The organism is Saccharopolyspora sp. NPDC049426, assembly GCF_040676935.1.
GTDB lineage: Bacteria > Actinomycetota > Actinomycetes > Mycobacteriales > Pseudonocardiaceae > Saccharopolyspora.
In genome coordinates this window covers 455,955-461,954 of the sequence record NZ_JBFAPZ010000006.1, presented here as the reverse complement: position 1 = coordinate 461,954, position 6,000 = coordinate 455,955, and the positions used below count along the sequence as shown (strand labels likewise).

Below are 6,000 nucleotides of genomic sequence, written 5' to 3'. Positions count from 1 at the left end.
CTAGCCCCAAGCCCTTCGTGTGGAAGAAGACCGCCGAAGAGATCCTCGATTCCCTCGCCCGATATCTACAACGCATTTCCGACGCAGGACACTAGTAGTGCTTTGTTAGGTGTGGATCTTGGTGTGGGATGATCTTGTTCTGTGAAGCACGGTGATCTCGCTCGGGTGCGTGGCCGGTTGGAGAAGTTCGCGTCGGAGGTGTTCGCTTCGCTGGCGCGGTCGGATCAGCGGGTCAAGGGCGAGACCTATGTGCGTGGGTTGCTGCTGGATGGTCGTCGCAAGTCGATGCAGCCGATGGCCGAGCGGCTCGGAGTGGATCATCAGGGATTGCAGCAGTTCGTGTCGTCGTCGACGTGGGAGTTCGCGTCGGTGCGGGCGCGGTTGGCCAGGCTTGCGCAGCGCACGGTGGATCCGGTCGCGTGGGTGATCGATGACACGGGATTTCTCAAGGATGGCAGTCGATCTCCGTGTGTGGCGCGGCAATACACCGGCACCGCAGGCAAAGTGACCAACTGCCAGGTCGGTGTGAGCGTGCACATGGTCACCGACACGGCCTCGGCTGCGGTGAATTGGCGGCTGTTCGTGCCGGAAAGCTGGGACGACGCCCTTGCCGAGGATGCTGCTGCGGTGGAGGTCGGGCGGCGGCGTGCCCGGTGTGGCATCCCGGACACGGAACGGAATCGCCCGAAGTGGATGCTGGCGGTGGAGATGCTCGACCAGCTGGCCGACTGGGGACTGCGGCCGCCCGCGGTGGTGGCCGACGCCGGCTACGGCGACAACGCGCACTTTCGTGCCGCGCTGGAAGAACGCGAGTTGTCCTACGCAGTACAGGTCAAAGGCGAGCTCACCGCCCACGCCGCCGACGCAGCCCCTGAGTTGTTGCCCTATTCCGGCCACGGCCGGCGTTCCAAGCCCCGGTATCGCACCAAGCCGGTCAGCCTGCGCGAGCACATCTTGGCCGCCGGACGGTCCCACAGCAAGCGCATCAGCTGGCGGGAAGGCTCCAAAGGCGATCTCCGATCTGATTTCGTTGCCCTGCGGGTACGCATCGCCGGACGCAAGCCCCGCCTGGCGCCTGATGGATCGCTGCCCTTGCGGTGGCTGATCGCCCAGTGGCCACCCGAGGCCGACGAGCCCATCAAGTACTGGATCTCCAACCTGCCCGCCGACACGCCACTCGACCGACTGGTGCGGCTGGCCAAAATCCGCTGGCGCATCGAACACGACTACCGCGAACTCAAAACCGGCCTCGGCCTGGACCACTTCGAAGGACGGTCCTTCACCGGCTGGCACCGCCACGCCACCCTGGCCTCCGCAGCACACCTGTTCCTCACCACCCTCCGCCTGACCAGCCCAAAAGCACATGGGGCAGCCTGACCCTCTACAAGATCATCCGCGAGCTACAAACCCTGCTCGCCACCTGGTCAGGCACCTGCCCCACCTGCCACCAACACATCCACCGATTACCGACCTAACAAAGCACTACTAGTACGCCTCTCGCCGCCGGTAGGCGTCTCCTCGGCCGATCAGGAACCACGCGACCGGTCCGAGGAACGGGGCGGCGAAGGTGATGCCGATCCACACGATCGTCATCCCGAAGCCCAGCGGCGAGCAGAGGATGCTGACCAACGCGCAGATGAACAGCGCCAGCGCGCCGAACATCACCAGCGCGAGCAGCCCCAGGCTGCCCATCGCGAACAACTGCTCCGGGTTGCTGAAGAGCCTGCCCAGGTCCATTGCACTTCCTTCCACGAGTTCTGTCGTCGTTCGATCACCAACGCTATGGACCGACTGCCGCCGCGACGTCCCTCCTCCCGCTCGTCCGGACTTGGCCGAAAGTCGTACGTGCCTCGGCCGGTCGGCGAACGTGCCGGGGAATTCGCGCGGCTAGAGTCGGCCCGGTGCGTGAACTCCTCGACCGAGAGCAGCTGCTGTCCTGGTGGGACGGCAAGGTGCACCGCCTGCTGATCGACCTCGCCGTCGCCCTGATGTTCAGCGGGGTGCTCAGCACCCAGGCCACGCCGTGGGAGTTCTCCCTGCACTTCGCCGTCGGAGTCGCACTGCTCGTGCGCAGGCGGTTTCCGCTGGTGGCCGCCGGAGCATCGGTCGCGTTGATCGCGCTCCTGCTCTACCTGCCGCCGTCGTGGGTCGCGCTGTACTCCTACGCGCGCCGCTACGGCTCCGCGCCGTCGACGTGGGTCGTGGGCATCGTGATCATCACGTCCGGGGTGACTTCGAACCTGATCCGCTACCCCGGCGAGCCGCTGTTCCCGACGCTGCTGAGCATCGGCGTGCACTCGGCGCTCTACACCGTTCCCGCGATGCTCGGGTTGTGGCTGCACCAACGGCAGGCGCTGCTGACCGGCGCCCGCGAGCGCATCGAACGCGCCGAACGAGAGCGTGCGCTGCTCACCGGGCGGGCCGTCACCGAGGAGCGCCGGCGGATCGCGCGCGAGCTGCACGACGTGATCGCCCACCGGGCCAGCGTCATGTCGCTGCAGGCCGGCGCGCTCACCCTGCACGCGAAGGACGAGGGCACCGCCCAGACCGCGGAGATCATCCGCGAGAACAGCGCGAAGGCGCTCACCGAGCTGCGCGGCATGCTGCGGGTGCTGCGGGAAGGCCCGTCCGACCTCTCCGAAGCGCCGACCTTGGCCGACATCGCCGAGCTGGTGCGCGAAACGGGCTCCGGGGTGCGGTTGAGCATGCCCGAGGAACTCCCCAGCACCACCGGGAGCACCGGGCGCGCGGCCTACCGGGTGGTGCAGGAGGCGCTGACGAACGCGGCGCAGCACGCGCCCGGCGCGTCGGTGTCCGTCGTCGTCGAGGCCGGCGACGAGCTCCGCGTCACCGTCACCAACGGCCCCGGTGCGCAGGCGTCGACCGCCGGGCCCGGGTACGGGCTGCTCGGGATGCGGGAGCGCGTTGCGCTCGCGGGCGGCTCCCTGGAGGTGGGGCCGACCGCGGACGGCGGCTTCCGGGTGTCGGCCGTGCTGCCGCGGTGACCGAAAGTCGTACTCGGTCATAGCTGGAAGTCAGACGCCCTGACCTCATCGGATTCGCGATTCTCGTTGTCATGCGGGAATTCCGATCCGACTTCGAGGAGCAGGGTTGATCACCATCCGGGAACTGACCAAGCGCTACGGCAACAAGCTCGCCGTGCACGACCTCACCTGCACGATCCGGCCGGGCGTGGTGACCGGCTTCCTCGGCCCGAACGGGGCGGGCAAGTCCACCACGATGCGGCTCATGCTCGGGCTCGACCGCGGCGAGGGCGAAGTCCTCTTCAACGACCGCCGCTACCGCGACCTGCCGAACCCGGTGCGCGCCGTGGGCGCCCTGCTCGACGCCGGGGCCGTGCACCCGGGGCGTTCGGCGCACCAGCACCTGCGGATGATCGCCGCCGGCGCCGGGATCTCCGAGCAGCGGGTCCGCGAGGTGATGGCCGCCGTCGGCCTCGACGAGGTGCGGTCCCGCCGCATCGGCGGCTTCAGCCTCGGGATGCGGCAGCGCCTCGGCATCGCCGCCGCACTGGTGGGAGACCCCGAGTACGTGATCCTCGACGAACCGACCAACGGGCTCGACCCCGAAGGCGTCCGCTGGATCCGCTCGCTGCTGCGCAACCTCGCCGACGAGGGCCGGACCGTGTTCGTGTCCTCGCACCTGCTGTCCGAGATCGCGCAGCTCGCCGACGATCTCGTCGTCATCGGCGAGGGCCGGCTGATCGCCGCCCAGCCGGTGCGCGACTTCGTCGCCGCGAACACCCGCACCCACGTCGTCGTCCGCACGCCGGAGTCCGAGCGGTTCCGGAAGTGGCTGCACCAGGCGGGGTTCCAAGTCGAGCCGGAGGACGTCGACGCGCTCGTCGTCGACACGCCCAACGCCGACGCGGTCAGCGCCGCCGCGCGCCAGGCCGGGGTCGCGATCCGCGAGCTGCACACCCGCCGCAGCAGCCTCGAAGACGCCTTCTTCAACGCCACCGCCAACGCCACGACCTACCGGGGAGAAGCAGCATGACCACCACACTCGAAGCCCGTCCGCTAACCGACCGCGAACCGGGGTTCCGCCGAGCGCTGGCGTACGAGTGGGCCGCCTTCCGGACCGTGCGGTCCAACTGGGTGCTGGTCGGGGCGGCGCTGCTGGTGCAGCTCCTGCTCACGGTGTTCGCGCACGACTCGCGCGACCACGGGGACGTCACCTTCGACAAGGTGCTCAACGTCGCGTGGTTGTTCGGGGCGCTCGTGGGCGCGTTGGGCGTCAACTCCTTCGGCACCGAGTACCGGTTCCGCACGATCACCACGACGGTGCTCACCGCGCGATCGCGGACGCGCGTGCTGCTGGCCAAGATCGCCGTGGTCACCGCGGCCGCCGTCGCCACCGAGATCGCGGTGCTCGCGGCGTCCTGGCTGGTGCTCGCGGTGTTCTTCGCCGCCGCACCGACGGTGTCGTCGTCGCTGCTGCTGGGCACCGGCGCCGTCGTCTACACCGCGCTGATGACGCTGGTCGGGCTCGCGCTGGCCGCGCTGCTGCACGGATCGGTCATCCCGATCGCGTTCCTGGTGGTGTGGCCGGAGGTCGAGATGCTGCTGATCAACCGGCTGGACCTGCCGGAGTGGCTGCTCGTCGTGCTCCAGCCGTTCTACTCGGCCCGCCGGCTGATCAGCGAGACGCCCGAGTGGCCGCACGTGCTGCCCATGTTGGGGCTCGCGGCGGTGCTGCTCGGCGTTGCGGGCATCGTCCTGAACCGCCGCGACGTGTGAGTACGGTGACGGACGTGCCGGTCGAACAGAAGCGCTCGTGGTTGTCGTGGTGGGACGGTTCGCTGCGGTCGCTGCTGTTCGACCTCGCCGTCGCGGGAGCCCCGGTCGCGGGTGAGTTCTACGCGCACGGCGGGCGACTCGGCGACACCTCTCCCCTGGCGATCGCCGCGCTGATCATCGGGTTCCTCGCGCTGGTGGTGCGGCGGCGCTTCCCCTTCGCCGTCGCAGTGGTGCTGGCCGCGGCGTCGCTGCCCTTGAGGGGCGTCATCGGAGCGACGGAGGTCGCGCTGTACACGGTGGCGAGCCGGTGCGGATCGCGGCCGACGACGTGGGTGGCCGTCGTCGCGCACCTGCTGCCCCTGGTGCCGACGGTGTGGCGGTGGGGCGAGATCCGCATGGCGTCGACGACGACCATCGTGGTGGGGAGCGTGGTCGTGCCGCTGCTGATCGGGCTGTGGGTGTTCGGGCGGCGGCGCGTGCTCGTCGACTACCGCGAGAAGGCCGAGCAGGTCGAGCGCGAGCGAAAGCTGCTGGCCGAGCAGGCGGTGGAGGCGCAGCGGCGCGAGATCGCCCGCGAGATGCACGACGTCGTCGCGCACCGCATCGGCGTGGTGTCGCGGCACGCCGACGTGCTGGCCGCCAACGCCACCGACGACCGCAGCGCCGAGCTCGCCGAGATCATCCGGTCCACCAGCGCCACCGCAATGTCCGAGCTGCACGAGATGCTGCGCGCGCTGCGCGACGACGCCGAGCCCGAGCCGGCATCGGCGAGCACGACCGGCATCGCCGACCTCGTCTCCGGCGCCGCCGAGTCGGGGGCGAACGTGCGACTCGACATGGCCGAGCCCGCTCCGGACGTCCCGCCCGAGGTGGGGCGCGCCGCGTACCGCGTGGTGCAGGAGGGGCTCACCAACGCCGCCAAGCACGCCCCGAACGCGGCCGTGCAGGTCACCGTGCGGTCCGACGACGACGAGCTGGCGGTGACGGTCACCAACCGCCGCAGCCCGCGCGGCCACGACGTCGCGCTGCCCAGCTCCGGATTCGGCCTGGTCGGCATGCGCGAGCGCGTCGCGCTCACCGGGGGCAGGTTGCAGACCGGCCGCACCGAGGACGGCGGCTACCGCGTCCACGCCGCCTTCCCGCTCCTCTCCGACGACACCTCGTCCGAGTGACCGAAGACCGATGATTTCTCGGGCTCCGCCCGGTCTGCACCTGGAGACCTGCGGAGAGAGGACTGAGC

6 protein-coding genes are annotated in these 6,000 nt (G+C 69.7%); 5 read left to right on the top strand and 1 reads right to left on the bottom strand.

The features are described from left to right. Positions 1 to 141: 141 nt before the first annotated feature. On the top strand, positions 142 to 1,377 hold the full coding sequence (locus AB0J78_RS16345) for an IS701 family transposase (RefSeq protein ID WP_363789734.1): 1,236 nt from the start codon (positions 142 to 144) through the stop codon (positions 1,375 to 1,377). A gap of 108 nt (positions 1,378 to 1,485) precedes the next feature. On the opposite strand, the gene AB0J78_RS16340 is transcribed toward AB0J78_RS16345, so the two are convergent. Continuing rightward, positions 1,486 to 1,737, bottom strand: a complete 252-nt coding sequence (locus tag AB0J78_RS16340) for a PLD nuclease N-terminal domain-containing protein (protein WP_363789733.1) — start codon at positions 1,735 to 1,737, stop codon at positions 1,486 to 1,488. 164 nt (positions 1,738 to 1,901) lie between these two features. Between AB0J78_RS16340 and AB0J78_RS16335 the strand changes: the two genes are divergently transcribed. The 4 genes from AB0J78_RS16335 to AB0J78_RS16320 all read left to right on the top strand — a co-directional run bounded on the left by AB0J78_RS16335 (position 1,902) and on the right by AB0J78_RS16320 (position 5,932). Continuing rightward, the gene (locus tag AB0J78_RS16335; RefSeq protein WP_363789732.1) at positions 1,902 to 3,005 is read left to right on the top strand and encodes a histidine kinase; all 1,104 of its coding nucleotides are present in this window, start codon (positions 1,902 to 1,904) and stop codon (positions 3,003 to 3,005) included. Positions 3,006 to 3,111: 106 nt separating this feature from the next. Beyond that, positions 3,112 to 4,017: an ABC transporter ATP-binding protein gene (locus tag AB0J78_RS16330; RefSeq protein ID WP_363789731.1), complete on the top strand. Its 906-nt coding sequence runs from the start codon at positions 3,112 to 3,114 to the stop codon at positions 4,015 to 4,017. Then, the gene (locus AB0J78_RS16325; RefSeq protein ID WP_363789730.1) at positions 4,014 to 4,760 is read left to right on the top strand and encodes an ABC transporter permease; all 747 of its coding nucleotides are present in this window, start codon (positions 4,014 to 4,016) and stop codon (positions 4,758 to 4,760) included. The genes AB0J78_RS16330 and AB0J78_RS16325 overlap by 4 nt, the downstream gene beginning before the upstream one ends. Before the next feature lie 14 nt (positions 4,761 to 4,774). Then, a complete protein-coding gene (locus AB0J78_RS16320; RefSeq protein WP_363789729.1) occupies positions 4,775 to 5,932 on the top strand; it encodes a histidine kinase in 1,158 nt (385 codons plus the stop codon). The last annotated feature ends 68 nt before the right edge of the window (positions 5,933 to 6,000 follow it).

Excerpts from the sequence above, each read along its gene's own strand:
- AB0J78_RS16340 (WP_363789733.1), bottom strand. The coding sequence starts at position 1,737 with ATGGACCTGGGCAGGCTCTTCAGCAACCCGGAGCAGTTGTTCGCGATG.
- AB0J78_RS16325 (WP_363789730.1), top strand. The coding sequence starts at position 4,014 with ATGACCACCACACTCGAAGCCCGTCCGCTAACCGACCGCGAACCGGGG.